2 protein-coding genes are annotated in these 2,182 nt (G+C 67.7%); one reads left to right on the forward strand and one right to left on the reverse strand.

The window, feature by feature from the left end; all coding sequences use genetic code 11:
* Positions 1 to 270, reverse strand: a 270-nt coding sequence (locus KZ829_RS42500; protein WP_281428377.1) for a sigma factor, incomplete at its 3' end; no start/stop codon positions are given.
* 309 nt (positions 271 to 579) lie between these two features.
* Here KZ829_RS42500 and KZ829_RS42505 point away from each other — a divergent pair.
* On the forward strand, positions 580 to 990 hold the full coding sequence (locus tag KZ829_RS42505; protein ID WP_220149505.1) for an ATP-binding protein: 411 nt from the start codon (positions 580 to 582) through the stop codon (positions 988 to 990).
* Positions 991 to 2,182: the final 1,192 nt, after the last annotated feature.

Below are 2,182 nucleotides of genomic sequence, written 5' to 3' on the forward strand. Positions count from 1 at the left end.
GTCGAATTTGTCGACGGCTTTGATGAGGCCGACGGTGGCGGTCTGGATGAGGTCGTCGGTGGGTTCGCCGCGGCCGGAGTAGCGGTGGGCGAGGTGCCGGGCGAGCGGCAGCCAGGCCTCGATCGCCCGGTCCCGCAGTGAAGCCCGGGACGGGTGTCCCACCGGCATCGCGGCCATCGCGGCGAGCAACTCGGCAGCGCTGTCGACCGGAGCCGTGGCGCGGGCCGTGGTCGACGGTGACACCGCCGTCGAGGTCTCGGTGACGGTCATGTCGTGGTCCTCCCCGGAGCCTCTCCACCAGAACCGGCCCTGTTCGGGACCCGGTCGGTAGGGCATCCATATCTACGGGCGGCGTTCGCCGCCCAGGCACACTTGGCCGTTCGGTTACGACGACTCTATACGACAGGTCGATGGAACACTAGCCGAAAGTATGAGGGTGTTAACGTGACAAAACGGTTTTAAACCACCGGTTCTTGTTCTTCGCCTTTGGCGTGACGGCCCACGAGCGGCCCCAAAAAAGCGATCACACCGACCCGCTCGGGCCACCGCGAACCCCCCGCGAGTGGGCAAGATAGGCACATGACGTCGCTGCCCGCCCCGGTCCCGCACCCGGCGGCGACCGAGCAACGCCGCTGGACCCTCGACAGCGTCCAGGACCTACGGCGACTGCGAGCCGAGTTGCGCGAGGCGGTCACCGGCACGCTGATCGACGACGACGGCCTCGACCGCATCGCGGTGGTCGCCACCGAACTGGCCACCAACGCCCTCCGCCACGGCCGCCCACCCACGGTGATCCGCCTCCTGGAGGAACCCGGCCACCTCATCCTCGACGTGGCCGACCACGACCTCGCCGGCGAACCCCTCTTCGACCAGTCCCGCCCCATCGGCTCCGGCGGCCTGGGCCTGCACCTGGCCCGCACCTTCGCCACCGACCTCGGCTGGTACCGAACCGCCACCACCAAACACGTCTGGGCCGTCTTCACCACCTGACCCGCGCCGGGCCCACCCGATCACCTGCGGCTCACGCCGCCTCACCAACCGAGCTCCATCCAGGCGACCTTCTCGCTCTCCCTCTTCTCGTACGCGCGGAGCACTCCCCACCGCATACGCGCCTCGCCCAGCCCTGCCTCGCCTTGCCCAGCCCTGCCTCGCCTCGCCTCGCCTCGTCCGCCGAACACCAGGCCGCCCCACTCGCGCCCGGGCAGTGCCCCGGCTTCCAGGCGGCCGTGCGCCCTGGCCGCTTCCAGGCGGCCGCGCGCCGTGGCTGATCTTGTCCGGCTGGTCGTGGGGGCTGTCTCGAAGCGTTCGAGACAGCCCTGACAGCCAGCCGGCACCGCCGGGCTCAGGGCTGTTTCAACGGCGCTGAGTCAGCGCTGACCCTGCTGGTCGATTGCCCCACTGTCATCCGCCGCCCGCGCTGTCCGGTCCGGCGGGCGCTCACGTCGCGCCGTCCGTGTGCCCGGCCTGCCGCTATGACGTGGGCGGGCGACCACGGGAACCGTTACGTGTGCGCTGGCCGGCGCAAACGAGCCGGCGGAACGGACAGCGGACCGATTGACCAGCAGGGTCAGCTCTGGCGGCCAGCCGGGAGTGTGGGGTTCGGCTGGCGTCGGGTGATGGGAGGTGCAAGGGGGCTGAACTGCGCGAATGCTGCTGGGCGCCATTTCTGTTGGTGGTGAGATCGGTGAGAGGCATGTTCATTGCATATGGGGGGGCTTCCCAAGGTCGTAGAAACTCTTTCGGCTCGCCGGCACCAGTGGCCACGGGAGTGCGATCACGTGCGGGGGCCGATTTGGCGTTGCTGGAGGGAGCGGGTAATGTTCTCCGAGCCGGCAGGGAAACGGGCGAGGCAAGCGGAGAGATCCGCTAGACCGGCCGTCCTGCCAAACCCCAAGGATCTAGCGCACGAGCGATCGTGTAAGCTTCCGCGGGACTCGAGCGAATTCCTAGCTCACCGAAACCGGGAACACCCCGGATTTGGCGAGACGGAATAGCGAGGGTAAAGTAGAGCGAGTGCCCCGGAGAACGGGCCGCGAAAGCGGAGCGGTTCGAAGGTGTGCGGTTGTTCTTTGAGAACTCAACAGGGTGCTTGATAAGCCAGTGCCAATTATGGCAATACCCCGGCTCATCGTTTAGGCGATGGGTGGGAGATTCCTTTGGCAACATTTATGTTGCCGGGACG

The organism is Actinoplanes hulinensis (assembly GCF_019429605.1).
In the GTDB taxonomy this organism is placed as follows: Bacteria; Actinomycetota; Actinomycetes; order Mycobacteriales; family Micromonosporaceae; genus Actinoplanes; species Actinoplanes campanulatus.

Bases quoted from the DNA above. Each gene is read 5' to 3' on its own strand.
- KZ829_RS42505 (WP_220149505.1), top strand. From the start codon at position 580: ATGACGTCGCTGCCCGCCCCGGTCCCGCACCCGGCGGCGACCGAGCAA.